Origin of the sequence: Cyanobium sp. A1C-AMD, from assembly GCF_024346495.1 — a bacterium.
In the GTDB taxonomy this organism is placed as follows: domain Bacteria; phylum Cyanobacteriota; class Cyanobacteriia; order PCC-6307; family Cyanobiaceae; genus Cyanobium_A; species Cyanobium_A usitatum.
Map to the genome: position 1 here is coordinate 45,098 of NZ_JAGQDB010000003.1, position 24,918 is coordinate 70,015.

Below are 24,918 nucleotides of genomic sequence, written 5' to 3' on the forward strand. Positions count from 1 at the left end.
GGGCGCTCAGAGCAGGCCCAGCGCATGCAGCGGTCCCTTTCCACTGAGTAGCTCCAGCAGGAAAGCGGAAAATCCCACCATCGCCAAGCGCCCATTCCAAACTTCAGAGCTGTTGTTCCAACCCCAGGCCCATTTGTCCTGGGGGTAGAGCTTCACCTTGCTGGGCAATTCGGCGGCCTGGTCGAGGTTCACCTCGGGCCCAGCCATGGCCTGCTGCACCAGATCGGCTAAGCCGTTGATGAAGGCCGGGGTGGTGTCTAGGGCTGGCACACGCCGGAAATTGATGATGCCTGCCTCGGTCGCTATCTCCCGGTATTCGATATCGATCTCCTCGAGGGTCTCAATGTGCTCGCTGACGAAACTGATCGGCACCACCACCAAATCCTTGATGCCAGCGGCGCCGAGATCCTGCAGGGCATCATCTGTGTAAGGCCTAAGCCACTCCACCGGACCTACCCGGCTCTGGTAGGCGAGCGTGAAGGGATTGGCGAAGCCCAGATCACTATCAAGTCGCTCCATGATCAGCTGGGCGCAGGATTCGATCTCTTTTTGGTAAGGGTCGCCCGCCTCCTCCACATAGCTCTTAGGCACCCCATGGGCACTAAAAAACACATGGGCTTTTGAGGGCTCGGGGCAAGCCTGGATTTCGCGGGCAATTAGGCCGGCCATGGCACCCACGTAGCCGGGGTCGTCGTAGTAGCTGCGAATGCAGCGGATCGGCAGCCGGGAAAAGCCACTGTCGGCCTGGCGCAACCGTTGCAGCTCGCGGAAACTCGAACCGCTGGTGCTGATCGAGAAGTGGGGATAAAGGGGCAGCACTACCACCTCCTCAACCCCGTCGGCCTTGATGTCGGCCACAGCCGACTCGGTGAAGGGATGCCAGTAGCGCATCGCCACATAACTGGTGGCTTCGATGCCGCGAGTGCGGAGTTCGCTCTGCAGTTCGCGGGCCTGTTGCTCGGTGATACGCCGCAGCGGTGAACCACCACCGATGGAGCGGTACGCCTCCTGGGACTTGCCAGCCCGCAGGCTACTAATCAGCCAGGCCAACGGTTTTTGTAGAGCTGGATTGGGCAACCGAATGATTTCCGGATCGGAAAACAGGTTGTAGAGAAACGGCCCAACGTCCTGGATACGCTCGGGTCCACCGAGGTTCAGCAGCAGCACGCCAACTTTGGCCATGCCCTCGTTCCACGCGGCTCAGAGGATGAGAGCGTAACGCTGCCGCTCCTCCCCTAGCGACCAAGGCGCAGGATCGATAACGTCAAGTTGTGTGCTGGAACGTCAGCCTCTGTGCTGGGCCCATGGCAAAAGCAGCGGTGGAGCTGGATCTGGCTAGGGCAGATGCCAGCTCAGCAGTTTCCACTGAAGCCTTGGGCAACTTGCAGATCGGTCTCGCCCAGGCAAACCAAGCCCTAGCCCAAGCCGGAGTCTCCTTGCGCATAGAGCTGCGCGGCCAAAGGTTGGGCCTGCGCGGGCCCCTTCCCTGTCGCCGGGGCTCGGGCCGCCACCCGGTGCAGCGCATCAGTCTCGGGCTGCCTGCCGATACTGCTGGTCTTGAGCTGGCTAGGGAGCGGCTTAAAGAGGTGTTGCGTCAGCTGCAGCAAGGACGCTTCGCATGGAGTGACTGGGGGGTTCAACAAGCTCAGCCACCTTCACCTTCACCCTCAACTTCATGGTTTCCGACAGCTACTCAGCCCGCCGCGGGCGATTTGCTGGGGTTGGCAGCTTTTGAAGCAGCATTTTTTGCCGATCCCCGCCGCCGCCGCAACCCTGCCGGTTGTCGCACCACCTGGAGCAGCGCCTACCTGCCCTACCTGCGGCGCCTGGCGGCCGTTGCGGCCGAGCGCGACCTGCCCTTGGGTCTGCCCCTACTTGAAATGGCGCTAGAGAGCTACGCCGCCAGCAGTCGCAGCCGCCAGCAGTGCGGCACCGCCCTGGCCGCCCTGGCTCGCCACTTTGAGCTCGACCTGCCCGATAACTGGAGTGAGAGGGCTGCTGGTTATGGCCTACATGCGGCCCAGTTCCGGCGGCTTCCGGGTGATCCTCAGATTTTGTTGTGGGCCGAGCAGATCCCCAATCCGGCCTGGCGCCTGGCCTACGGCTTGATGGCCACCTACGGCTTGCGCAATCACGAGGTGTTCTTCTGTGATCTTTCGGCCCTTGCCCCAGGTGGTGACCGGGTGATTCGGGTGCTGCCCACCTCCAAGACCGGTGAACATCAGGTGTGGCCGTTCCAGCCCGATTGGGTGGAGCATTTCGGCTTGGAGCAGCTGGGGGGTTCCCAGCCGCCCCTGCCAGCGGTGGCAACCGACCTGCGCCAGACGACCCTGCAGCAGGTGGGCCGCCGGGTGGCTGAGCAGTTTCGCCGCTACGAGTTGCCGATCACCCCCTACGACCTGCGCCATGCCTGGGCGGTGCGAACTATTCATATCGGCCTGCCGGACACGGTCGCGGCCCGGATGATGGGCCACTCGGTGGCTATTCATACCCGCACCTATCACCACTGGATCACCCGGCGAGACCAGCAGCAGGCGGTGGATGCGGCCCTGGCCCGTCACCGCCAGAGTGGTGTCAACGCTTTGCTAACTCCGTGAATCAGCACTCCAGCGACCAAGCCTCAAGCCTTGATGCGGCAGCGGCGGAGCTGGGTCCCGGCGGTGATCTGGCGCCAGAAGCTGATCAGGACGGCTATCGCCGCCGCATGGCCCGTCGCAAGGAGGTGCAGCAACAACGGGTTGGTGAGCGCAACTTGGAAAAGGGCCTGGTGCTGGTGTTCACCGGCGATGGCAAGGGCAAAACCACGGCGGCCCTTGGCCTGGCGCTGCGCACCCTGGGTCATGGCGACCAGGTGGCGGTGGTGCAGTTCATCAAAGGGGGCTGGCAGCCCGGGGAGGCAAAAGCCCTGGAGCTGTTTGGGGAGGCGCTGCACTGGCACGCCCTGGGCGAAGGCTTCACCTGGGAAACCCAAGACCGGGATCGTGATCGGCAGCTGGTGCAGCAGGCCTGGGAGCAGTCGTTGGTCTACCTCGCGGATGCCAGTCGCAAGCTGGTGGTGCTCGACGAGGTAAACGTCGCCCTCAAGCTGGGTTACCTGGGGATTGAACAGGTGCTTGCCGGACTGGACCTGCGGCCGGAGCTCACTCACGTTGCCCTGACGGGCAGGGGCGCGCCGCCGCAGCTGCTGGAGCGGGCCGACCTGGTGACCGAAATGAAGCTGGTGCGCCACCCCTTCAGGGAGCAAGGGGTCAAGGCTCAACGGGGAATTGAGTTCTGAACCTGGCCGCGGCGGCAGGTTAATTCGCAAGGCCGTTGCTACGCTCCGGCAGATCAGGGGTATCAATGGGCTTCAAGCGCGTTCTCCTCAAGCTCAGCGGCGAAGCGCTGATGGGTGAGCAGGGCTATGGCATCGATCCTGAGATCGTGCAGTCGATTGCTTCCGATGTGGCTGCCTGCGTTGCCGGTGGCACCCAGTTGGCGATCGTGGTGGGCGGGGGCAACATCTTCCGCGGCCTGAAGGGATCGGCCGCTGGCATGGATCGGGCCACCGCCGACTACGTCGGCATGCTGGCCACGGTGATGAATGCCATCACCCTTCAGGACGGCCTGGAGCGGGCCGGTGTGCCAACCCGGGTGCAGAGCGCCATCTCGATGCAGGAGGTGGCCGAGCCCTACATCCGCCGTAAGGCGATCCGCCACATGGAAAAGGGCCGGGTAGTTATCTTCGCTGCTGGCACCGGCAATCCCTTTTTCACCACCGACACCACCGCCGCCCTACGGGCTGCTGAAATTGGCGCCGATGTGGTGTTCAAGGCCACCAAAGTGGATGGGGTCTACAACAAAGACCCCAATAAGCACGCCGATGCGGTGCGCTTCGAGAGTCTCTCCTTCCTGGAGGTGCTCAGCTCCGAGCTGGAGGTGATGGACGGCACCGCCATTGCCCTCTGCAAGGACAACTCCATTCCAATCGTGGTGTTTGACCTGTTCGGCCCCGGCAACATCGGCCGAGCCGTGGCCGGAGACCCGATTGGTACCCGTATTCACCCCTGACGCCAGCCATGGATTTGGAAGCCAGCATGCGCAAGTCGTTGGAATCGACCCAACGCACCTTCAACACCATCCGCACCGGTCGAGCCAACCCCTCCCTGCTCGACAAGATTTCCGTGGAGTATTACGGCGCTGAAACGCCGCTGAAATCCCTCGCCACCATCTCCACCCCCGATTCCCAGACGATTCAAATCCAGCCCTTTGATGGCGGTTCGATGGGCCTGATCGAAAAGGCCATCTCCATGAGTGACCTGGGTCTCACCTGCAACAACGACGGCAAGGTGATCAGGATCAACATCCCACCCCTCACTGAAGAGCGTCGTAAGGATTTTTGCAAGCTGGCTGCCAAATATGCCGAGGAGGGCAAAGTTGCCCTGCGCAACGTGCGCCGTGACGCCATCGACAGGGTAAAAAAGCAGGAAAAAGACGGCGATCTCTCCGAAGATCAGAGCCGCGACGAACAGGAGAAGGTGCAGAAGCTCACCGATAAATTCATCGCTGAGCTTGAGAAGCTTCTGGTTACTAAGGAAGCTGACATCCTCAAGGTGTGACCAGCTCGCCGGCTGGCGTGGCTGATGTGGCGGTGGTCGGCGCTGGTGCGGCTGGCGCTGCTGCTGCCTTCCACCTAGCCGCTGGCGGTTTAGAGGTGCTGGTGCTAGAGCGAGCCAGCTTCCCCCGATCCAAGCCCTGCGGCGGTGGCATGGCGGCCTCGATGCAGGGGCTATTTCCCTTCGATCTCAGCCCTGCCGTTGATTCGGTGATTGACCAGGTGCGCTTCACCTGGTGCCTGGGCGACCCGGTTACGGCGGTCCTGCCCGGTGATTCGCCCTTCTGGATCGTGCGCCGCTCCGTACTCGATGCTTACTTGGTGGAGCAGGCCCAGACCGCTGGAGCTACTTTTCTGACTGGGGTGGCGGTGGAAAGCCTGCAGCGCGCAGGCGATTGCTGGCAGCTTCAGTCTCGCGGGCCGGAGGGGAAACCGCTGCAGCTAAAGGCCCGGGCCGTGGTCATCGCCGATGGCTCCGGCTCCCTGTTGGCGGCTCGCCATGGCCTTGGTCCAAGCCAGCCCCGCTACGCCGAAACAGTTTCGGTGGAGGTGGATTGCGAGGTGAGCGACCCGAGCACGGCCCGCTTTGAATTTGGCCTGGTGCGCCACGGTTTTTGCTGGACCTTCCCCCGCAAGGGGGGCTACAGCATTGGCGTGGGCACCTTCATTGGCCGAGACCCAGCCAATGCCGAGGCGGTGCTCAGCCAGCTGCTGCCCAGCCTCGGCCTGCCGCCCAATGCTGGCGAACGCCAGCCTGGCCGCCTTCGCATCTGGGATGGCCACCACCCCCTGCATGGCCAGGGTGCCAATGCCGGTTTGGTGGTGGTGGGCGATGCCGCCTCCCTGTGCGACCCCTTCCTGGCCGAAGGGCTACGGCCTGCCCTTATCAGCGGCTGCCGGGCCGCCGAAGCTCTGATTCCCTGGCTAGTAGGTGATAGTCAGGCCCTAGTGGGCTACACCAATCGGATGCGGGCTGAGTGGGGCGCCTCGATGGGCTGGGGCAAGCGCATCGCCCAGGTGTTCTACCGGGTGCCGCGGGTTGGCTATCAACTCGGCATAAAGCGACCTACGGCTCCCCAGCGGATAGCCCAGATCCTTTCCGGCGAGATGGGCTATGGCGATATCGCCCAGCGTGTGATCCGGAGACTGCTGTTTCAGCGCAATTGAAGGTCGGGTCAGATCTTGGTGCAGTCCTTGAGTTGGCGCAGCCGCTGGTCGATTGATCCCAGCAGCTCAATCGCAAACATCGGCGATTCCTGCACGGCAAACAAAAACTTTTCCCTATTCATCACCAGCACCTTGCAGGCGGTTAGGGCCTTGGCATTGCCGTAGCGGCGGTGATCACTCGTCACCAGTGCGCCTGCCCCGAATACATCGCCGGCGTTGATCTGTTCGTGGCCTTGGTCGCCGTTCCAGCTGAGCTGGACCGATCCTTCAAGTAAGCCAAACATGCAGTCGCCGGCATCTCCAGAGCTAAAAATCAGCTCTCCGGGCTCAAGCTTGACAACCTCACCGTTGCTGGCCAAGGCGCGCATGGTGTCGAGGGCGTTCACTAGGCGAATATTCTGTACTTAATGGTCAGTGTGGCCCACCTCGGTTAAGCCTGTTTCAAGCCGGTCCCCACAAGGGCAGCAGCACCTTCCAATTCGCCAAGGCGCTGGGCTAGCTGGGCCTCGAGGGTTTCGATGGCCTTGCAGAAACCACGGATGCCCTCATCGAGTTTCTCGGTGGCCATTGGATCGGCGGCCAGCATCTGACGGAAACTATCTTCGTCGAGGTGGATCTGGGCGTCGGTGGGGGCGGGGTCGAAGGAGTTGAGCTTGCGCTCTAGCTCGCCATCGGTGTGGCGCAGCTGATCAAGCAGCGCCGGCGAAATCGTCAGAAGGTCGCAACCGGCCAGTTCAATGATCTCTTCAATGTTGCGGAAGCTGGCCCCCATCACCTCCGTTTTGTAGTCGTAGGTCTTGAAGTAGTTGAAGATTTGTGTTACTGAGATCACACCGGGATCTTCTGGACCTGGATAGCCGTCACGGCCGCTGCTCTTTTTGTACCAATCGAGGATCCTCCCCACGAATGGAGAGATCAGGGTGACGCCGGCCTCCGCGCAGGCGACGGCCTGGGCAAACCCGAAGAGGAGTGTGAGGTTGCAGTGGATACCTTCCCGTTCCAGTTGTTCAGCTGCGCGGATACCTTCCCAGGTGGAGGCCACCTTGATCAGTACCCGGTCGTTGCTGATGCCGGCTTGGTTGTAGAGGCCTATTAATTTGCGGGCCTTGGTGATCGTTGCCTCGGTGTCGTAACTGAGGCGGGCGTCAACTTCAGTGGAAACACGCCCCGGCACGATCTTGAGGATCTCCTTTCCGAAGGTGATGCAAATTTCATCGAGGGCTTCGCGAACCACCGCATCGGCGCCGGCATCGGCACCCATCACCTGGCGCGACTCCTGCAAGGAGAGGTCGATCAGATTCTGGTAGGTGGGGATCTGGGCTGCCGCCAGGATCAGCGAGGGGTTGGTGGTCGCGTCGCGGGGCGTGAACTGCTTGATCGCGTCGATGTCACCGGTGTCGGCCACCACCACGGTCATGGCGGCGAGTTGATCGAGCAGGTTGGCCATTGGCTGGAAGAGGGGGGCTGATGGCGGAGCATCGACCCGGTGTGCAATCACGCTAGCCAGTGTTTTCGGGTTATCCCAGCGGCGATGCCCTTCCTTCAGGGAACGGCCACAGGCGCTTAGGCGCGGGGCTTGGCGACTGCTTTCTGCAGCTCCTTCGGGTGGGAAGGGGGGATCCGCTCCAGCACCAGCAGGGCATCGATGATCTGGCGAGCTACTGGCGCTGCCACCGTGGAACCGAAGGTATTGCCTCCCTTGGGCTCATCCACCACCACCAGCACCACATAGCGGGGATCGTCGATGGGCAGGTGGCCCACAAAGCTGGTGATAAGGGCCCCTGGGATGTAGACGCCACGTTCAGCCTTCTGGGCGGTGCCGGTCTTGCCGCCGATGCGGTAACCGGGAATCTTCATACCCAGGCCGCTGCTGTTGTCCACCACCGATTCCATCCAGGCCATCACCGTGCGGGTGACGCCTGGATCAAGCAACTGAATACCACTGCCTCCGGGTGTGCTTGCTAGGGCATCGCCGGAGCGCAGGCCACGGGTGATGTGCGGACTCACCAGACGGCCGCCGTTGGCAAGCATGGCGTGCAGTTGCAGCAACTTCAGCGGGGTGAGGGAGAACCCTTGGCCAAAGGCGGCGACAGCAGGTTCGATCGCATGGCCGGTGAACTCCTTGCGCGTCTTAAGCTCGCCGGCCACCGCCCCAGGCAGGTCGGTATCGGGGGTTTCGTCAATCCCCATAGTGCGCAGCCAATGCCAGAAGCGATCGCGCTTCACCTGGGCCATGGCCTTCACCATGCCTACGTTGCTCGACACCTGCAAAACGGTAGGGAAATCGATTAAGCCGTTAGCCCGTTTGTCGTGGTTGAAGATTGGCCAGCCGCCGATGCTGAGTTGGCCGGTGTCGGCAACGCGGCCATTTGCCTCAATGGCTTTTTCCTGCAAGGCCACCGCCAGGTTGATCGGCTTGAAGGTGGAGCCCGGTTCATAGAGGTCTTGCACAGACCATTCGCGGAACAGCCCTGGATTGAAAGCCCAGAACTTATTGGGGTCGTAAGTGGGTGTGGAAGCCAGCGCCAGCATTTCGCCATTGCGCACATCCATTACCAATGCAGCTCCGCGCTTGGCATTCCATTTCTTCACCTGCTTTGCCAGGGCCTGAAGGGCTACCTGTTGCAAACGGGCGTCAAGGGTTAGCTGTAGGCGCAGGTCGTCGCCGTAGAGGGAGCCGGCCGTTAGGCCCGCTGGTAAGGGGGTGCCATCAGCGCCGCGGCGCATCTGCAGGGCAGTCTCCTGGCGCTTGAGATCACTGTCGCGGCTTTGCTCCAGGCCAGCCTGGGGAACGCGTTCCAGGTTGAGAAAGCCCACCACGTTGGCGAAGAGGGAGCCCTGGGGATAGATGCGGTGTGGATAGGCCTCCAGATCGAGACCACTAATGCCCAGTTGCCTTACCCGTTCTGCAGTTTCGGGGTCGAGGTCGGTGCGCAGCTTCACGCCGCTAGGCCGGCCGGCCATGGTTTGCAGTAGTGCTGGCTTGGGCTGGGCGAGAACGGCAGCCAGCTTGCCGGCCACCTCATCTGCCGTGCGGATCTTCTGGGGGTCGTCGCCTGGGAAGTTGAAATAACGGGGATGGGCCCAGAGGGTGAAGCGCTGCTCATCGAGAGCCACTAGACGACCATTGCGATCGACGATCGTGCGTCGCTTGCCGATGGGCTTGGTGGTTTGGGTCTGGATGGCATGGGCCCGGGTCTGCAGGTTGGTGGCATCCACCACCTGGAGCCAGGCCAGCCGACCCGCCAGGCCAACTAAGCCGGCACACAGCAAGCCGTAAACAGCGAGCAGGCGTCCAGCGGGCACTGGTTGGATGGCTACCACCCGTTGCTGGGAGCTGCGAGGAGCCCGAACCGGACCACGCTGACGGCTGCTGTTCATTGAATTATTGCCATCAATAGCCCGTCCGGATCTGGCGCAGGGGCAGGCTGCTCAGCAGTGGCAAGCCAGATGCACCTGAGGCCACGCTCGGAGCCGGCAGGTAAATGAGTTTTTCGCTGCTGGTGGGTACCAGCCAGCCGGGACGCTTCACGGCACCGAGGTGGTGCTGCTCCAGCAGGGCGGCTGATTCCTGCAGCTTGTGCTCCAGCACTTGGGACGACTCCATCTGCTGGTAGCTCACACCCCATTGGTTTTGCCAGTGCAGGGTTAGGGCACTGAGGGCAAGCATGCAGATTCCCAGACCAGCCAGGGTGCCATCGGTAGCCCGGTGCAGGTTGGATATCCAAGGTGCCCGGCGTTCAAGTTTGCGGGCTGAGAGAGAACCCTGGATCAGCTTGAGCGTGCGTTGCTGCAGCTTGCGACTTGATTTAGCCCCTGCAGTCACGCTGCTCTCTGGAGCCTGCCGGGGCGAAAGGGAGGCAACCAAGGGAAAGGGCAATGCACTGCGCGATTGAACCATTCTTGGCGCCAGGCAGCAATAGCTGGCAGACGCTTAGCCAGCAAGTAACAACAAATTGGCAAAGGTGAGGCCATTCCAGAGGCTGTGCATAAGCACACTGGACCCGAGCCGTCCGCTCTGCAGCCGGAGCCAGCCCAGCCCTAGCCCCAACACGAACAAAGGTGGCAGTTCTCCCAGGCTGAGGTGGGCGATACCGAAAAGCAGGGCGCTCACCACCACTGCAACAGGCCCCCCCCAGCGCTGGGCCAGCACAGGCAGCAGCACCCCCCGGAAAAGGGTTTCTTCAAATAGGGGTGCCAGCACCAGGGCAGTGATGGCGAAACAAAGCAGGGCAAGGGGATTGGCGCTGTTGAGCACGAGCTCAAGCAGGGGATTGCTGCCACCGGGATCGCCTACCAAACGCTCCAGCAGCCATCCCACCAGGGCTACCAGCGGCAACACCAGCAACACCTGCAGCAAAGCTCGGCTAAGCGCACTGGCCAGCGGCCGCCAGTGCCACTGCAACCAGCCCCCCTGGGGCCCGGGTCCATGGGGTCGCAGCTGGCTCCACAACAAAACAAGTGGCGCTGCCATCAGGCCGCTATAGAGACCCAACACCAGCAATCCCTGTTGCAGTGCCGGCTGGCTGGACAACGGTTTGAGCAGCCCCTGCAGCAGCGGCGCCAGCACAAGGGGCATCACCAGCTCGCCCAGCACCACGAACCCGCCAGCGATCAGCAGGGTCACCTCCGCCAGGGTGAGGGGTGGCCCTACCAGGGGGGCGGGCGGGGCTGCCTTGCCGCGCCAGCGCAGCCACAGCTCGCGCAGCAGCAGGGCTGAGCCCAGCAGCAGCAGCAGCACCGGCACCACGGCGGTTCCGAGGAGGCGCAGCACTGCTACCTGCTGGGCGGCGCGATCTCCACAAGCAACTTGGGGATCGCTTAGGGCTTGGCACACCAGTTGGCTGCTTAGGGGAGACAGGCCCCAGCCCTTAAGTAGTTGGTCCTGTACCGCTTGCTCTGGGTCGCGGCTGGCGGCTCTGGATGCTGGTTCGACCAAGGCCTTGAGCAGCAGGCGCTGCTCAGGTGGCACCTGCTGGTTTAGCTCTTGCAACCGCTGGCGTGCCGCACTTCCCTGGCCGGCCTGAAGCTCCAGTAGGGCTAGTTGCAGCTCTTGCTGCGGTGCTGGCGGCACGGGATTGCCATCCAACTGTTTCTGCAGATCAAGGCGCAGGGCCTCGAGGGGGTTGGCGCCGGTGAGGGCTTGGCGCAGGCCAGCCGGCAGTGCTGGTGCTGCCAGGGCGGTCAGCTCCAGTTGGCGCAGCTCCAGGGAATTGCCCACAGATGGGCGTTGCAGGCTGTCCACCAGGCCAGTGATCCAAAGCAGGCCACTGAGCACCAGGCTCAGCAGGGCAAGTCCAGTGGTCCATCCAGCGTTCTGGCGGGGTTGCGGGGGGGGACTGGCGTTCAAACGCAGGCCCTCCAGGGCGCACCGGTTTCGGGATTCTGGACCGCACCCCTCCCATACGATGGGATCTAAGCAGCGACGAGCCCGTGCCCCTTCGGATTGTGCTGGTGCGCCATGGGCTGAGCAGCTTCAATGTGGAGCATCGGATCCAGGGCCGCGACGACCTGTCGAGCCTGACGGCAACTGGCCAAAGCCAGGCCTGTGCCACAGGAGCGGCCCTGCGTGATTTGACCTGCGCCGCTGCCTACTGCTCCCCTTTGCGGCGGGCCGCTGAAACCGCCCGTCTGCTCCTAGCCGAGCAGGGCCAGGACCTGGTTGCCGAACAGGCGGAAGGGCTGCTGGAAATTGATCTGGCCCCCTGGAGCGGCCTGCTGCGAGAGGAGTTGCGGGAGCGCTACCCCGAGCAGGAGCAACAATGGCGCCAGGCCCCTGAGTTGCTTGAGCTGCAGCGCCCTGATGGCAGCTCTTACCTGCCTTTGCCGGAGCTGATGGCCCAGGCCCAGCAGTTCCGCCATTTGCTGTTTGATCGCCATGCCGCCGCGCTAGCTGACGATCAGGCCCCTCCCCAGACCGTGCTCGTGGTGGCCCATAACGCCATCTTGCGTTGCCTATTACTAGCCCTGCTGGAGCTGCCCCTCAGCGGCTTCCGCCGGCTGCGGGTCGATAACTGTTCCATCTCTGTGCTCAATGTCAGCAAGGGCGGCGTCCAGGTGGAGTCGCTCAATGGGGTGGCCCACCTTGGTGAGCCCCTGCCCCCTAAAGCTTCAGGCGCCCGACTGCTGTTGGTGCGTCACGGCGAAACCGACTGGAACCGAGAGGGTCGCTTTCAGGGCCAGATCGACATTCCCCTCAATGCCAACGGACGCTCCCAGGCCGAGGCCGCTGGCAACTTTCTCGCCCCGGTGAGCATCGATCGCGCTTACACCAGCTGCATGGCCAGGCCGCGCCAGACCGCCGAGGCAATCCTCTCTAGCCATCCTGGTGTGCCCCTCACCAGCAGCACTGGCCTGGTGGAGATCGGCCACGGCCTCTGGGAGGGCCGCTTGGAGCAGGAGATCGCCGCAGGTTGGCCAGAGCTGCTGGCCGATTGGAAGCGGGCACCACACACAGTTCAGATGCCTGAGGGGGAGACTCTCCAGGAGGTTTGGGACCGCTCTTCAATGACCTGGGCTCGCATAGCTGCCAGCCTCCGCACCGATGAAACGGCCCTTGTGGTGGCCCACGACGCGGTCAACAAGACCATCCTGTGCGGGCTGCTGGGCCTGCAACCCGCCGACATCTGGGCCATCAAGCAGGGCAATGGCGGTGTCACGGTGATTGATTACCCCGAGGGTCCAGCTGGCCGTCCTGTGGTAGGCGCCATGAACCTCACCTCGCATCTTGGAGGCGTGTTGGATCGCACCGCCGCCGGTGCTCTCTGAGTTTTGACGCTCCCCCTCTGGCTTCACCAGGTTCAGCTACTCACCGGTCCTGGTCAGCCGATCACTAGCTCAGATGCCCTGATCGATAGCGGTGGCGAGCTGCTCCTCTGGGGCGAAGGCGCTAGCCAGCGGGCCCAGGCCCTTGGCCTCAGCCCCACCGACGCCCGTTCCTGGCTACTGGCCCCAGTGCTGGTTGACCCCCACAGCGTGCTGGAGCAACCTTGCGGCGGGCGAGCGGAAGATCTGGCCAGCTTGGCGGCCGCCGCTGCTGCTGGCGGCTACGGCACCGTGGCCCTGCTGCCCTGGGCTACTCCCTGGCGTGATCGACCGGAGCGGCTTGGTTTGGAATGGGCCGAGCCGATGCAATTACTGCTTTGGGGCAGTTTCAGCCTGGAGGGTGCCGATCAGGAGCTGGCCCCCCATGCCGATCAAATCGCCGCCGGTGCCATTGGTTTGGCCTGCGCTGAGCAGCAGCCACCGTTGGCTTTGCTGGAGCGGGGCCTGCTGCTGGGGGAGATGGGCAGCCGGCCCGTGCTGGTGGCCCCGCGTGATGCCGGCCTTAGCTGCAGTGGCTTCGTGCGCGAGGGGGTTGATGCTCTGAGGGCGGGCTGGCCCCTTGATCCGGAGCTCAGCGAAACCCTGCCGCTGCAGAGCCTGCTCAGCCTTGCTCAGGCTCGTTCGACTGTGGCTATGCGGCTGATGAACCTATCCACAGCCGCTGGGGTGGATCTATTGGCCCAGGCCCCCACTCGGCCCCTGGCCAGCGTCAGCTGGTGGCACCTACTAGCTGATAGCGGCAATCTCCACCCCACCGAGGAGGGCTGGCGGCTGCGGCCCAGTTTGGGAACTCCCGCTGATCGCCTGGGCTTGCTCGCTGGCCTAGAGCAGCGACTGCTTACCGCCGTGGCCGTGCACCATCTGCCGCTTGATGCGGAAGAGCAGCTGCTCCCCCTGGATCAACGGCGGGCCGGAGTGGCCGGCCATGGCGCCCGCCATGGGCTTGTGTTGCCGCTGTTGTGGCAAGAGCTGGTGCAGGCCCGCGGCTGGAGCGTGGAGCTGCTCTGGCAGGCCCTGAGCTGGGGAGGCTCCGAGTTGCTGGGACTGCCCCCCGAGCAATTAAGCCAGGGAACTCGCCGCTGGCTGCTGTTTGACCCCCAGCACCCCTGGAGCTGGGAGCGGGGTGAATCCTTGTCGATGGCAGCCAACCAGCCTCGCTTGGGCCAGTCGGTATGCGGAGCCGTGCGGGCTACTGGCCTGCAGCCGGCAGATCACTGGAGCTTGTGACTCCAAGGGCACCGGTTTGGTTGAAGGGGTAAAAGCGCCAGAAGGCCCGACCGATGATTTCGCTTTCGGGCAGGAACGCTCCCCCAGGCCAGAAGCGGCCATCCCAGCTATTGGCCCGATTGTCGCCCAGGGTGAGCACGTGGCCAGCTGGAACGACGGCATTCAAGGTTCGGCATGGACCCATGCCCTGGCTATCTACGGGGCAATCGCCTTGAACGTAGGGCTCGGCCAGCCGCTGGCCATCGATGAATACGTGTCCCCTTGGATCCACCACAACCCTCTCACCGGGAAGGGCTACAACCCTCTTGATGTAGGCATCGCAGGCAGGGTTGGCAACCCCGGGCAAGCTGCCCAGGAGCGGCAGATTCACCAGCAGGCAACGCAGGGGATTGGAGCTTGATCCAGCTGCCAGCACCGGGTCAAAGCGGTGGGGAGAATGGAATACCACAATCTCGCCGCGCCGCGGCGAGCGCTGGCGATAGCTCAGCTTTTCCACCAATAGGCGGTCCTGAAGCTGCAGCCCTGGCAGCATCGAACCCGAGGGGATGTAGCGGGCTTCCACCAGAAACTGGCGAATACCTAGAGCCACAGCCAAGGTGATCAGGACGCTGCGCCAGAAGGCCCAGGGGCTCTCTTGGGGTGCCTGTTCGGGCTGGATCAGGGAGGGGCTGGGACTGCCGCCCTCCTCATTGACAACCTGACCACTCTCTGGACTGTTGGAAGGGCTCAAGACAGCAGATCTCCTTTGTTCAGGTTCACCGAACCAGACAGGGCAGATTAGGCACAACAACCACCCCGCCAAAGCCCATGGCGTCCCCTCGCTGGCAAGATCGCACCAAGTCGGCAGCGGCTGAGCCTGTAGGCCGCTGGATGCTGGGTTGGGACCGCTTTGTGGCGGTGTGGGCCAGCGTCAACCTGCTGTGGGTGGCGTTCGACATCACCTACGTGCCGCTGCGCACCTTCTGGCTGCAGCGCAACCTCTACCCGATCCCCTCGGTGCCCCTAGTGGTGCCCCTCACCGTGATCCCGGATGTCACCCCCCTGGTGGATCCGATCAAGGGCATTGAGCCCCACCGGGAGACCCAGGCCTACCTGGAGCAATTTCGCCAACTCGATGCGGCCCTGCTGACCCTGCCGACCGGCCAGGCACCGCAGCCACGCCAGGTGTTCCTGCTGAACCGTCAAGCCCAACTCACGGCCCAGCTGATCGATAGCAATCCATTTCTCGCTTCTGAGGCCTCGGGAACCCTGGAGAAAATCAAAAATCGCTTGCGGCAGCGGGCAGACCGGGATTCCGCTCGACAGGCCTCCAGCCTGTTGCTGAGTCCAGAGCGGATACGAACCAGAGGCTGGAGCCAGGAGCGGCGCTTCTGGAACGACCAGGTGCTGCCGCTGGTGGCAACTAACTATTGGCGTTCGATCGATGAAAACGGTCGACCCACAGACCACTTCTGGCGCATCGACCTGCTGCTGTTTCAGAGCGTCTTTGTTTTAGACATCTTGTTGCGGCTGATCCGGCTGCGGCGCCGGCTGCCGGGCCTCAGCTGGGGTGATGCCCTGTTGCGCCGTTGGAGCGACCTGCCCCTGCTGCTGCCCTTCTGGCGCTGGCTGCGGCTGGTACCGGTGCTTGAGCGCCTGCAGACCTCCGGCTTGGTCAATTTTGAGCCGCTGCGGGCCGTGGTGAGCCGGGGGGTGGTGGCGCTACTGGCGGTGGAGCTGTTTGAAGTGCTGTCGCTGCAGATCCTCGATGGCACCCAGGGTTTGATTCGTTCTCGGCGCTGGCCCCAGCGGTTGCGAGCCCTGCGCAGCCATCAGAGCGTGGCCAGCAGCAGCGACGAGCGGGCGCTGGTGGAGCTGGTGAGGATCTGGGCGCCGCTGCTGCTGAGCCGGGTGGCACCGAAGCTCGCGCCGGAGCTGCAAGGTTTGCTGGGATACAGCCTGCGTCAAAGTCTGGAGCGCACCGTGGTGCCAGCACCGCTGCGCCAGTTGCAGCCGCTGCTCCAGGTCGAGACCGGCATCAGTCGCCAACTAGCGAGCGGCATGGTCGACAGCCTCCTTGAGCTTTCCCGCAGCACTGGCAACCAGCTTTCCCGCCGCGATGACGTTCAGCTCGATTTGCTGCAGCGGTTCATCGACAGGTTCTGGGAGGAGCTGGCCGCGGCACTCGAGAGCGGCTCGGCCCTGGAGCGCTCCCAGGAGCTGCTGTGCACCTTGATAGACGGTGCCAAGGGCACCTATCTCAGCCAGATCAACAGGGCCGGAATTGAAGCCCTGATCCAGGAGCTCGACCAGTTGATGACCGCCCCTGGCCCCGCTAGCCCAGAAGATCCAGCCACTCCGGCTCCTTGAAGCCGGTGAGGATGCGTCCGTCGTTTGCGACCAGAAAAGGCCGCTTGATCAATTTGCCGTCCGCGGCCAGCGCTGCTAGAGCGGCCTGATCGTCCATGGCCTGCACCGCGGCGGCTCCCAAGGCCCGATAGCTTTGCCCGCTGGTATTGAACAGGCGCTGCCTGCCAAGCTGGGCAAAGGCCTGCTCAAGTTCGGCGATGCTGGGCGGCTGCTCGGTGATGTCCAGCGTTTCGGCAACTAGGTGACGGGCTGTCAGCCAGGCGATTGCCTTGCGGCAGGTACTGCAGCGTGGATAGCTATAAAGCTTCATCCGGAGCTACGGATTGGGGTACCGGCCGCTTATTTGATGCCGATTAGGGACTTGAGGGCGCCCACCAGGCTATTTGAACCCTGGCCAACGGCGTTGGTCGGTTTGGTGCGCACGGTGACGTCGCCGTTGACGCTGGTGCGGCAGCTGAGGCGGAAATTGGCTGGGCGATCAGAGAGGTAAACCTCCTCGACATCGCTGCGGGGGGAAAGGTTTTGCATGCCCTCGATCACCTCCATAACGCAGGTGCCGCACTGGCCTATGCCACCGCAGTTGTTGACGTTGTTGAGCCCTTTGTAAGGGTTGATGCCCGCATCCAGGGCTGCCTTGCGGAGGTTGGCACCTTCGATGCAACCGACCGTCTGGCCTTCCTGTTCAAAACGGATGGTGGGCACGGTCGGGCTGGGGGAATGGGCGCCGCCCAACTTAGGTCACGCCCGTCCCAATGCCTAGCATCGGAACCTTCGCGAGCGAGTTGTGTCAACGCCCCTCGGTTACGACCTGCCTATTGGTTATGACCTGCCTATTGGTTATGACCTGCCTCTTGGTTATGACCTGATAGTCCAGCAGCTGATTCCGGGATACGCCAGCCTGGCTCGCTTGGCGGTTGCTTTGCTGGCTGCCTCGCCTCGGGCCAGCAGCTCTGGCGCAGCTGTGTTGGTGGCGGGCTGCGGCACCGGAGCAGAGCTGGTGGAGGCAAGGGCCCAGCGCCCGGACTGGCAGCTCACCGCAATCGATCCCTCCGCTGAGATGCTCGACGCTTCCCAACAGCGACTGGGTGTCGAGTCGATCAGCTGGCGTCAAACCACGGTCGAGGACCTCAACGCCGACGGATGTTTTGCTGGCGCCCTTTCCGTGCTGGTTTTGCAGTCCTTGCCAGACGATGGCAGCAAGCTTGCATTCCTTACGGCCCTTGCCCGCAGCCTTGAGCCTGGTGGCCAACTCGTGCTGATTGATTTGATGGCGCCGGAGCGATCAACCCTGCAAAGCCAGGTGGAGGCAGCCTGGATGGGTTTCCAACGGGCTAGTGGCCTCAACGCTGATCCTCACGATCTCGCTCCTCTTACCCAAGGCCTCCACCCGATTGGCGAAGCGCGGCTAACGGCTCTCGTCAACGCGGCTGGCTTTGGAGATCCGGCCAGGATTTTTCAGGCTCTCGGCTATGAGGGCTTTCTGCTGCAGCGCCGCCCCTGAGCTCTCGAAGCTCGGGGCCGAATAGCTGAAGGGTCTTCCAGCTACAACCATGGCTAGCGGCACCACCGCCGTGGCCAGGGCGATCAGGCTTCCCAGCAGGCCTGAAAGGGCTTGGGGGCCCGTACTGAATGGATCTTCACCCTGCTCATCAAGATCGCGCTCTGGCGCGGTCGCTTCGGCTAGATGGGGGATGGAAGAGGGTTGGGAATCTCGGGGAACTGAATCCATAGCAATGGGAAAGGGCGCATAAGGCACCGATTCCACTCAGAAAATCAAAGGGACTTCTTCAATTCTGGCACTGTGGCTCAGAAATTGGGGATTGAACAATTATTGACTCGTGCAACTAGCAAGACTGAACCGTGCAACTTGCAAGACCGGTCAACTAGTAAGGCCAATATTTTAGGCGGCAGGGCGGGAGCCTTGATCGTGTTGATCACGGCGGGCACTCAGGTCTGTAGGGCGACCATCGAGATGGTCTAAGCGCAATCGGATGGATCGCAACTCTTCGAGGATCGAACCCAACAATTGTTGGGTGGCAGTGGAGGGTGAGTTGAGTACCTCAACCGTTACTTCCTTGATCCGCAGCACGTCGCGGGCAAAACGGGCTACCTCGTTGGGATGGAACATCAGCGGATCCTTTTGATCGCTGCGGTATTCCGGATTCAACTTGCGCGGGTTGAAAGGCGGATTGAGGTTGCGGGGATCAGTATTTGTATAGCGGTATACAGACGCCCGAGAACGGTTGAGAGCCCTTTGGACCTCATCAATACCGATTAGGCCTTCAGCGATCTCGGCGGATCCAGCATCTGCGGGTTCGGCCTGGACAACAAGTCCAGCAGGTAGCCCGATTGCCCCCAATCCATTTGCAGAACTGGGCTGGGGTGGCATGAGACGGCTTTTGGACTAACGGGATCAGATCGAGACCATAGCAGGGGTTTTGCAGGTAATCAGCAGCGGTGGTCACCCCCATACCGGCTCCCCTGGCTGGGTGTCGGTGATAGGTTCCGCCCTCATCGAAAGCTCCTGCCATGCGCGTCTCCCGCCTGATGCTGGTGACGCTCCGCGACGATCCGTCGGAGGCTGAGATTCCCTCTCACAAGCTGCTGCTTCGCGCCGGCTACATCCGCCGGGTTGCCTCGGGCATCTACGCCTATCTCCCGTTGATGTGGCGGGTGCTCCAGAAGGTTTCCCGGGTGGTGCGTGAGGAGATGGACGGCACCGGAGCCCTCGAAACCCTGTTGCCCCAACTTCAGCCGGCGGAGTTGTGGCAGCGCAGCGGCCGTTGGGCCGGCTACACCGCAGGGGAGGGAATCATGTTCCACCTGGAGGATCGCCAGGGGCGTGAGTTGGGGCTGGGGCCTACCCATGAGGAGGTGATCACATATCTGGCCACCGATCTGTTGCGTTCTTATAGGCAGTTGCCCGTCAATTTATATCAGATACAGAGCAAATTTCGCGATGAAATTCGTCCCCGCTTCGGCTTAATGCGCGGTCGCGAATTCATCATGAAAGACGCTTACTCCTTCCATGCCAATGAGGAGTCCTTGCGGCAAACCTACGCAGCTATGGATAGCGCCTACAGACGCATCTTTGCCCGTTGTGGTTTGCGAGCTGTCGCGGTGGAGGCAGACAGCGGGGCGATTGGTGGATCGGCCAGCCAGGAATTCATGGTTACGGCTGAGGCCGGTGAGGATTTGATTCTGGCTAGTTCCGATGGGGCCTACGCCGCCAACCAAGAGCGGGCTGTTTCGTTAGCCGCTGACCCAATTTCCCTACCGGGGGGATCGCGGGCTGGCGGTAAGGGTGAACCTTTTGCCACCCCTGGACAAAGCAGCATTGAAGATCTCTGCGCCGGCCATGGCATTGAGCCCTGTCAGACCGTGAAGGTGTTGATGTTGCTAGCCCGTTTTGAAGATGAAAGCGCCCAGCCCCTGCTGGTGAGCCTGCGGGGCGATCAACAACTCAACGAAGTCAAGCTGGCCAATGCAGTAACGGCCCGCTGCTCAGCGGAGCATGGAGCGCTATTGGACATTTCCCCAATTACTAAGGAGGCCGCGGCCAGCGAAGGGCTGCTGCCCTTGCCCTTTGGCTTTATGGGTCCTCACTTAGCCGATGGGCTGCTGAGCAATTCCGGTCACTGGACCAAGCACTTCTTGCGACTAGCTGACAGAACAGCGGCTGAGCTCAGTTCCTTTGTGTGTGGTGCCAACAGCACCGATATCCACCTAGTAGGCGCGGCCTGGGGCTCCCTCTGCCCCTGCCCTGAGAGTCTTGATCTGCGGGCCGCCCAACCAGGTGATCGCTGCCAACACGACCCCTCCCAGCAGCTCCAGGCCAGTCGGGGCATCGAGGTGGGACACATTTTCCAGCTGGGCCGCAAATATTCAGAGGCCCTTGAGGCCCGTTTCACGAATGAGGCTGGCTCGGAAGAAGCCCTGTGGATGGGCTGTTACGGCATCGGTGTCTCCCGGTTGGCCCAGGCGGCTGTTGAGCAACATCACGATGGCAATGGCATCTGCTGGCCCGTGTCGATTGCGCCCTTCGAAGTGATCGTGGTGGCGGCCAATTGGGCCGAAGCCGAGCAGAGCGGCTTGGCTGAGCAGCTCTATCTGCGTCTCCAGGAAGCAGGTGTAGATGTATTGCTGGATGACCGCAGCGAGCGGGCTGGGGTGAAGTTTAAGGATGCCGATCTGATTGGGATTCCCTGGCGGGTTGTGGTGGGTCGCGGAGCGGCTGATGGTCTGGTGGAGTTGGTGGAGCGCTCCAGCTGCAGCAAGCGCGATCTGCCGGCCATTGAGCTGCTTGAGACCCTGGTGCCCTGCTTGGCAAGCCAGCGCATGGGCCTGCCTGCGTAAAGGCCCCCTGAGGCGGCTTCTAGGATGGGGGGATTCGCGTTTCTCCCATGGCCGCTGTGCTTCCCTCCTTCCGCCAGCGGCTGAAGCAGCTTTTTTCACGCTTGGCCGTAGCCCTGGTGCTCTGCCTCAGCCTTGCTCTAACTGCCTGTAGCTCTGCAAATACTGGTCTTTCTGGTAACTACATCGAGGACACGGTGGCGGTGGCCGACAGCCTGCTGAGCACCATCGCCTTAGGGGCTGACGATCCTGCTCGCGCTGAGGCCGAGATCGAAGCTCGCAGCCTGAGCAATGGCTACGTGGCCCGCTACCGCCCCCGCAGCTCGGTGAACGGCTTGGGCTCTTTCACCACCATGCAGACGGCGATCAACTCAATGGCTGGCCACTACACCAATTATCCCAATCGCCCGCTGCCGGAGGCGCTCAAGGAGCGGATCGCCAAGGAACTCAAGAAGGCTGAAACCAACGCGACTCGCGGCGCCTAAGGCCCTGATCCAAGCCAACCATCTTTGACGAAGGACCCCACGATCTGAGAAGCTCTCGGATTGTGCTCAGAAGCGGCTCCGGGCCGCTGTGTCCTTGGCCAACGTTGTCGTCATCGGTGCGCAGTGGGGTGACGAGGGGAAGGGCAAGATCACGGATCTTCTCAGCCGCTCAGCCGACGTTGTGGTGCGGTATCAAGGCGGGGTGAACGCCGGCCACACCATCGTCGTGGACGACAAGGTGCTGAAACTGCACCTGATCCCCTCCGGGATCCTTTACCCCGACACGATTTGCTTGATCGGCTCCGGCACGGTGGTCGACCCCAAGGTGATGCTGGGAGAGCTCGACATGCTCGCCACCTACAGCATCGACATCAGTGGCTTGAAGCTGGCTTCTACGGCCCACGTCACCATGCCTTACCACCGACTGTTGGATCAGGCGATGGAACAGCGCCGTGGTGATCGCCGCATCGGCACCACTGGCCGGGGCATCGGTCCCACCTACGCAGATAAATCGGAGCGCAATGGCATCCGAATCCTGGACATTCTTGACGGGGATCGGTTGCGGGATCGCCTCGCGGGCCCCCTTGCCGAAAAGAACGAAATCCTCGAGAAGCTCTACGGCCTTGAGCCGTTGGATTTCGAGACGGTTGTGGCCGAATACGTCGGCTACGGCAAGCGGCTGGCGCCCCATGTGGTCGATTGCACCCGCACTATCCACAGCGCTGCGCGGGCCCGCCAAAACATCCTGTTTGAGGGAGCCCAGGGCACCCTGCTGGATCTTGACCACGGCACCTATCCCTATGTCACCTCCTCAAACCCGGTAAGTGGCGGTGCCTGCATCGGAGCAGGGGTGGGCCCCACCTTGATCGATCGGGTGATCGGGGTAGCCAAGGCATACACGACCCGGGTAGGAGAGGGTCCCTTCCCCACCGAGCTCCAAGGCAGCCTCAACGATCATCTCTGTGATCGGGGCGGTGAGTTTGGTACCACCACGGGCCGCCGCCGCCGTTGCGGTTGGTTTGACGGGGTGATCGGTCGCTATGCGGTGGAGGTGAACGGCCTCGATTGTCTGGCCATCACCAAGCTCGATGTGCTTGATGAGCTCGATGAAATCCAGGTATGTGTTGCCTACGAACTCGACGGCGAGCGGATCGAATATTTCCCCAGCAGTTCGGAGGATTTCGCCCGCTGCCAGCCGATCTTTGAAACCTTGCCGGGTTGGCAAACCTCTACTGCCGATTGCCGCAGCCTGGAGGAATTACCTCCAACGGCGATGAGCTACTTGCGCTTTCTTGCCGATCTAATGGAGGTACCGATCGCCATAGTTTCCCTTGGCGCTAACCGCGATCAGACGATCGTTGTAGAAGACCCCATTCACGGTCCCAAGCGGGCCCTGCTGAGCACCTAATGGATCCCATGGAAAAGACCTACGACGTCGTCGGCATTGGCAACGCCATCGTTGACGTGCTGGTGCAAGCCAACGACGACCTGATCGACAACTTTGAACTCACCAAGGGCACCATGGCCCTGGTGGACGAAGCCCAAGCCGAGCGCCTCTACGCCAGCGTTGGACCGGGCCTTGAAACCTCTGGCGGCTCCGCTGCCAACACCCTGGCCGGGGTTGCCCAACTGGGCGGCCGGGCGGGCTTTATCGGTCGGGTGCGCAACGATCAGCTGGGGGGGATCTTTACCCACGACATCCGTTCGGTTGGAGCTCGCTTTGACACCCCTGCGGCCACGGAGGGGCCCTCCACGGCCCGTTGCCTGATCCTGGTGACTCCAGATGCCCAGCGCACCATGTGCACATACTTGGGCGCTTCGGTGGGGCTGGATCCAGCCGACCTCGACCTTGAAATGGTTGCCCAAGCCAAGGTGCTCTACCTAGAGGGTTACCTCTGGGACAGCGACGAGGCCAAGGCGGCTTTCATCACTGCGGCCGAGGTGGCCCGCGCCCATGGGGGCGAGGTGGCTTTGAGCCTGTCGGATGCTTTTTGCGTCGAGCGTCACCGCGAAAGCTTCCAGGAGCTGGTGGACGGCCACGTCGACATCCTGTTTGCCAACGAAATGGAGATCACGGCCCTCTACAAGGCCAATAGTTTTGAAGAGGCTGCCGACCAGGTGCGGGGCCGCTGCAAGCTGGCAGCCCTCACCCGCAGCGAGCAGGGATCGGTAGTCCTTAATGGCGCCGGCACCCACAGCGTCGCCCCCTTCCAGCTCGGTCCCTTGCTGGACACCACAGGGGCGGGTGATCTCTACGCCGCTGGCTTCCTGCACGCCTATACCCAGGGCCAGGCCGTCGAGGCCTGTGGACGGCTGGGTTCCCTCTGCGCTGGTCAGGTCGTGACCCAGCTGGGGCCCCGGCCCCAAGGCTCGCTCAAGCAGCTAGTAGTCCAGCACCTGGGCTGAGCTTCACTACGGCAGCACCAGAGCCCCTAACAGCTCACTTTGGCCAAGGGCTTCTACTCCTGCCGGCTCCACTGGCCTACCGATCAGCAATAGCTGGGGGCCTGTGCCGGCACAAAGTTGCTGCCAGAGCTGTTCAGTAACTCCGCCCGACTGGCGTGCCAACACCGTGGTGATGCGCCAGCGGCGAATCAGGGATCGCTCTACCTCCAGCTCCGAGCCTGGGCGGAGGCAGGCGACCTGATCGGCCGCCAAGCCAGCTGCCATGGCCAGCTGTAGGGCCCTTGGGCTGGGCAGCAGCCGGGCGAAGTGACGGGCGCCGGGGCTGCAGGCCAGCGCCTGTTTTAGTTGGCGTGCACCTATTGCCAATAGGAGGCGGTGGCCCTGCAGCGAGCGACTACGCAGCGTCTCCAGGCTCGGCAGGATCGTTGCCGCTCCAGGCAGGGTGGGGCGCAGCAGCCGTATCAGCCGTTGGCGGCGCTGCTTGCACACGGCGGCCAGCTGGCGACTCACCACACAGGCGAAGGGATGGCTGGCATCCACCACCACCGCATAGGGCCAACCCACCGATTCGGCGGCGACCAGTTCTGCCCATACCCCCTGCTCGCCAGCGATGGCGCCGACGCGCAGGGTTAGCCCCGGATGGGGGCGATAGGCCAGGGCCGCTGTTGCACCAACAACGCTCACGGTTAGGTGCCAGCCGCGCTGCAGCAGCCGCTCCGCCACTACGGGGCCTTCGCCGGTGCCGCCGATCAGCCACAGACGGGGCGAGGTCTGCTGAATCTCAGGTCCGTGCATCAGGATGGGGACCACCAATGGTTGCCGGGGAGTGAATCACTGTCTGCTCGAGGTTGAGGTGCTGGAAGCGCCCCAGGTGCGATACACCCAGGACAATCAGACGCCGGTGGCGGAGATGGCGGTCCAGATAGATGGCCTGCGTCCTGATGATCCCCCGGGTCAATTGAAGGTGGTCGGCTGGGGCAATTTGGCCCAAGAGCTCCAGAACCGGGTGCAGGTTGGCCAGCGGCTGATGCTCGAGGGCCGGCTGCGCATGAATACCGTCACCCGTCAGGACGGCGTCAAGGAAAAGCGCGCTGAATTCACCCTGGCCCGGCTGCACGGCATGGGTCCTGGCGCCACCAGCAGTCCTGCTGTCAATCCAGCTGCCGCAACTGCGCCTGCGCCCCAGCGCCGTGCCCCAGCGGCGGCAACCCCGGCTCCAGCTGCTCCAGCGGCGCCGGCAGGTGCCCAGCCCCCCACCTGGAATACCTCCCCGCTGGTGCCTGATCTGCCTGACGACGACGACATCCCTTTTTGATCCTGGATTGGCCCTGTTCAGGGCTAGGCGTCGGCGCTGGAATCAGCGTCGCTCAATTGATCGAGCAGCTGGCCCAGCTCCCTCTCCAGGGCGGCTAGATCAAGGCGCCATTGGGGCCAACGACCCGCATCAATCTGGCGCAATAACCAAAGCCGGTCGCTCTTGAGGTTGCTGATCAGTTCGGCGGTGCCGGTTTC

General features: G+C 62.7%; 24 protein-coding genes and 1 pseudogene. 14 read left to right on the forward strand and 11 right to left on the reverse strand.

The features are described from left to right. Positions 1 to 6 precede the first annotated feature (6 nt). Entirely contained in the window at positions 7 to 1,182 is a 1,176-nt protein-coding gene (hemH, locus tag KBY74_RS01305; protein WP_254941149.1) for a ferrochelatase, read from the reverse strand. Between the two features lie 122 nt (positions 1,183 to 1,304). Between hemH and KBY74_RS01310 the strand changes: the two genes are divergently transcribed. From KBY74_RS01310 to KBY74_RS01330, 5 genes are all read left to right on the forward strand, one after another. After that, positions 1,305 to 2,597, forward strand: coding sequence for a site-specific integrase (locus KBY74_RS01310; RefSeq protein WP_254941150.1), 1,293 nt, complete (start codon positions 1,305 to 1,307; stop codon positions 2,595 to 2,597). Next, positions 2,594 to 3,277 (forward strand): cob(I)yrinic acid a,c-diamide adenosyltransferase, encoded by a 684-nt coding sequence (cobO, locus tag KBY74_RS01315; RefSeq protein WP_254941151.1) that lies wholly within the window; start codon positions 2,594 to 2,596, stop codon positions 3,275 to 3,277. The genes KBY74_RS01310 and cobO overlap by 4 nt, the downstream gene beginning before the upstream one ends. Before the next feature lie 65 nt (positions 3,278 to 3,342). After that, a complete protein-coding gene (gene pyrH / locus KBY74_RS01320) occupies positions 3,343 to 4,050 on the forward strand; it encodes a UMP kinase (RefSeq protein ID WP_106502448.1) in 708 nt (235 codons plus the stop codon). An 8-nt stretch (positions 4,051 to 4,058) separates the two neighbouring features. Then, on the forward strand, positions 4,059 to 4,598 hold the full coding sequence (gene frr / locus KBY74_RS01325) for a ribosome recycling factor (RefSeq protein WP_254937042.1): 540 nt from the start codon (positions 4,059 to 4,061) through the stop codon (positions 4,596 to 4,598). After that, complete coding sequence (locus KBY74_RS01330; protein WP_254941152.1) at positions 4,595 to 5,761, forward strand: NAD(P)/FAD-dependent oxidoreductase; 1,167 nt, start codon at positions 4,595 to 4,597, stop codon at positions 5,759 to 5,761. Before frr ends, KBY74_RS01330 begins: the two co-directional genes overlap by 4 nt. Positions 5,762 to 5,769: 8 nt before the next feature. Here KBY74_RS01330 and KBY74_RS01335 read toward each other — a convergent pair whose 3' ends face one another. The 5 genes and pseudogenes from KBY74_RS01335 to KBY74_RS01355 all read right to left on the reverse strand — a co-directional run bounded on the left by KBY74_RS01335 (position 5,770) and on the right by KBY74_RS01355 (position 11,111). After that, a complete protein-coding gene (locus tag KBY74_RS01335; protein WP_254941153.1) occupies positions 5,770 to 6,147 on the reverse strand; it encodes a Crp/Fnr family transcriptional regulator in 378 nt (125 codons plus the stop codon). 74 nt (positions 6,148 to 6,221) lie between these two features. Beyond that, positions 6,222 to 7,208 (reverse strand): annotated as a pseudogene (locus KBY74_RS01340) (transaldolase); the annotation flags it as partial. 116 nt (positions 7,209 to 7,324) lie between these two features. After that, complete coding sequence (locus KBY74_RS01345; RefSeq protein WP_254941154.1) at positions 7,325 to 9,142, reverse strand: penicillin-binding protein 2; 1,818 nt, start codon at positions 9,140 to 9,142, stop codon at positions 7,325 to 7,327. 13 nt (positions 9,143 to 9,155) lie between these two features. Next, on the reverse strand, positions 9,156 to 9,641 hold the full coding sequence (locus KBY74_RS01350; RefSeq protein ID WP_254941155.1) for a hypothetical protein: 486 nt from the start codon (positions 9,639 to 9,641) through the stop codon (positions 9,156 to 9,158). Positions 9,642 to 9,695: 54 nt separating this feature from the next. After that, positions 9,696 to 11,111, reverse strand: a complete 1,416-nt coding sequence (locus tag KBY74_RS01355; protein ID WP_254941156.1) for a CPBP family intramembrane glutamic endopeptidase — start codon at positions 11,109 to 11,111, stop codon at positions 9,696 to 9,698. Positions 11,112 to 11,194: 83 nt separating this feature from the next. On the opposite strand from KBY74_RS01355, the gene KBY74_RS01360 reads away from it, so the two are divergent. Both KBY74_RS01360 and KBY74_RS01365 read left to right on the forward strand, forming a co-directional pair. Then, positions 11,195 to 12,529, forward strand: coding sequence for a histidine phosphatase family protein (locus tag KBY74_RS01360; protein ID WP_254941157.1), 1,335 nt, complete (start codon positions 11,195 to 11,197; stop codon positions 12,527 to 12,529). 3 nt (positions 12,530 to 12,532) lie between these two features. Then, a complete protein-coding gene (locus KBY74_RS01365; RefSeq protein WP_254941158.1) occupies positions 12,533 to 13,813 on the forward strand; it encodes a dihydroorotase in 1,281 nt (426 codons plus the stop codon). On the opposite strand, the gene lepB is transcribed toward KBY74_RS01365, so the two are convergent. Then, the gene (gene lepB, locus KBY74_RS01370) at positions 13,776 to 14,543 is read right to left on the reverse strand and encodes a signal peptidase I (protein WP_396123055.1); all 768 of its coding nucleotides are present in this window, start codon (positions 14,541 to 14,543) and stop codon (positions 13,776 to 13,778) included. The two genes, KBY74_RS01365 and lepB, sit on opposite strands and share 38 nt — an antisense overlap. 77 nt (positions 14,544 to 14,620) lie before the next feature. Between lepB and KBY74_RS01375 the strand changes: the two genes are divergently transcribed. Beyond that, positions 14,621 to 16,162 carry a hypothetical protein gene (locus tag KBY74_RS01375; protein ID WP_254941159.1) on the forward strand — a complete coding sequence of 514 codons (1,542 nt, stop codon included), beginning with the start codon at positions 14,621 to 14,623 and terminating at the stop codon, positions 16,160 to 16,162. Here the strand turns inward: KBY74_RS01375 and KBY74_RS01380 are convergent. Both KBY74_RS01380 and KBY74_RS01385 read right to left on the reverse strand, forming a co-directional pair. Beyond that, positions 16,128 to 16,472, reverse strand: a complete 345-nt coding sequence (locus KBY74_RS01380; RefSeq protein WP_254941160.1) for a Spx/MgsR family RNA polymerase-binding regulatory protein — start codon at positions 16,470 to 16,472, stop codon at positions 16,128 to 16,130. The two genes, KBY74_RS01375 and KBY74_RS01380, sit on opposite strands and share 35 nt — an antisense overlap. Positions 16,473 to 16,501: 29 nt before the next feature. Continuing rightward, positions 16,502 to 16,864, reverse strand: coding sequence for a 2Fe-2S iron-sulfur cluster-binding protein (locus tag KBY74_RS01385; protein WP_106502554.1), 363 nt, complete (start codon positions 16,862 to 16,864; stop codon positions 16,502 to 16,504). Positions 16,865 to 16,946: 82 nt separating this feature from the next. On the opposite strand from KBY74_RS01385, the gene KBY74_RS01390 reads away from it, so the two are divergent. Then, positions 16,947 to 17,663 (forward strand): class I SAM-dependent methyltransferase, encoded by a 717-nt coding sequence (locus tag KBY74_RS01390; RefSeq protein WP_254941161.1) that lies wholly within the window; start codon positions 16,947 to 16,949, stop codon positions 17,661 to 17,663. Between the two features lie 399 nt (positions 17,664 to 18,062). Here the strand turns inward: KBY74_RS01390 and KBY74_RS01395 are convergent, their stop codons facing one another. Beyond that, positions 18,063 to 18,452, reverse strand: a complete 390-nt coding sequence (locus tag KBY74_RS01395; RefSeq protein WP_254941170.1) for a hypothetical protein — start codon at positions 18,450 to 18,452, stop codon at positions 18,063 to 18,065. A 239-nt stretch (positions 18,453 to 18,691) separates the two neighbouring features. Here KBY74_RS01395 and KBY74_RS01400 point away from each other — a divergent pair, with 239 nt between their 5' ends. From KBY74_RS01400 to KBY74_RS01415, 4 genes are all read left to right on the forward strand, one after another. Continuing rightward, positions 18,692 to 20,518, forward strand: coding sequence for a proline--tRNA ligase (locus KBY74_RS01400; protein ID WP_254941162.1), 1,827 nt, complete (start codon positions 18,692 to 18,694; stop codon positions 20,516 to 20,518). Positions 20,519 to 20,565: 47 nt separating this feature from the next. After that, positions 20,566 to 21,000: a photosystem II protein Psb27 gene (psb27, locus tag KBY74_RS01405; protein WP_106502435.1), complete on the forward strand. Its 435-nt coding sequence runs from the start codon at positions 20,566 to 20,568 to the stop codon at positions 20,998 to 21,000. 88 nt (positions 21,001 to 21,088) lie between these two features. After that, positions 21,089 to 22,408 (forward strand): adenylosuccinate synthase, encoded by a 1,320-nt coding sequence (locus KBY74_RS01410; protein ID WP_193486180.1) that lies wholly within the window; start codon positions 21,089 to 21,091, stop codon positions 22,406 to 22,408. Next, positions 22,408 to 23,406 carry an adenosine kinase gene (locus tag KBY74_RS01415; RefSeq protein ID WP_254941163.1) on the forward strand — a complete coding sequence of 333 codons (999 nt, stop codon included), beginning with the start codon at positions 22,408 to 22,410 and terminating at the stop codon, positions 23,404 to 23,406. The genes KBY74_RS01410 and KBY74_RS01415 overlap by 1 nt, the downstream gene beginning before the upstream one ends. A 6-nt stretch (positions 23,407 to 23,412) precedes the next feature. Here KBY74_RS01415 and KBY74_RS01420 read toward each other — a convergent pair whose 3' ends face one another. After that, complete coding sequence (locus KBY74_RS01420) at positions 23,413 to 24,201, reverse strand: precorrin-6A/cobalt-precorrin-6A reductase (RefSeq protein WP_254941164.1); 789 nt, start codon at positions 24,199 to 24,201, stop codon at positions 23,413 to 23,415. A gap of 31 nt (positions 24,202 to 24,232) precedes the next feature. Here KBY74_RS01420 and KBY74_RS01425 point away from each other — a divergent pair, with 31 nt between their 5' ends. After that, positions 24,233 to 24,721, forward strand: a complete 489-nt coding sequence (locus KBY74_RS01425) for a single-stranded DNA-binding protein (RefSeq protein WP_254941165.1) — start codon at positions 24,233 to 24,235, stop codon at positions 24,719 to 24,721. Positions 24,722 to 24,918 lie beyond the last annotated feature (197 nt).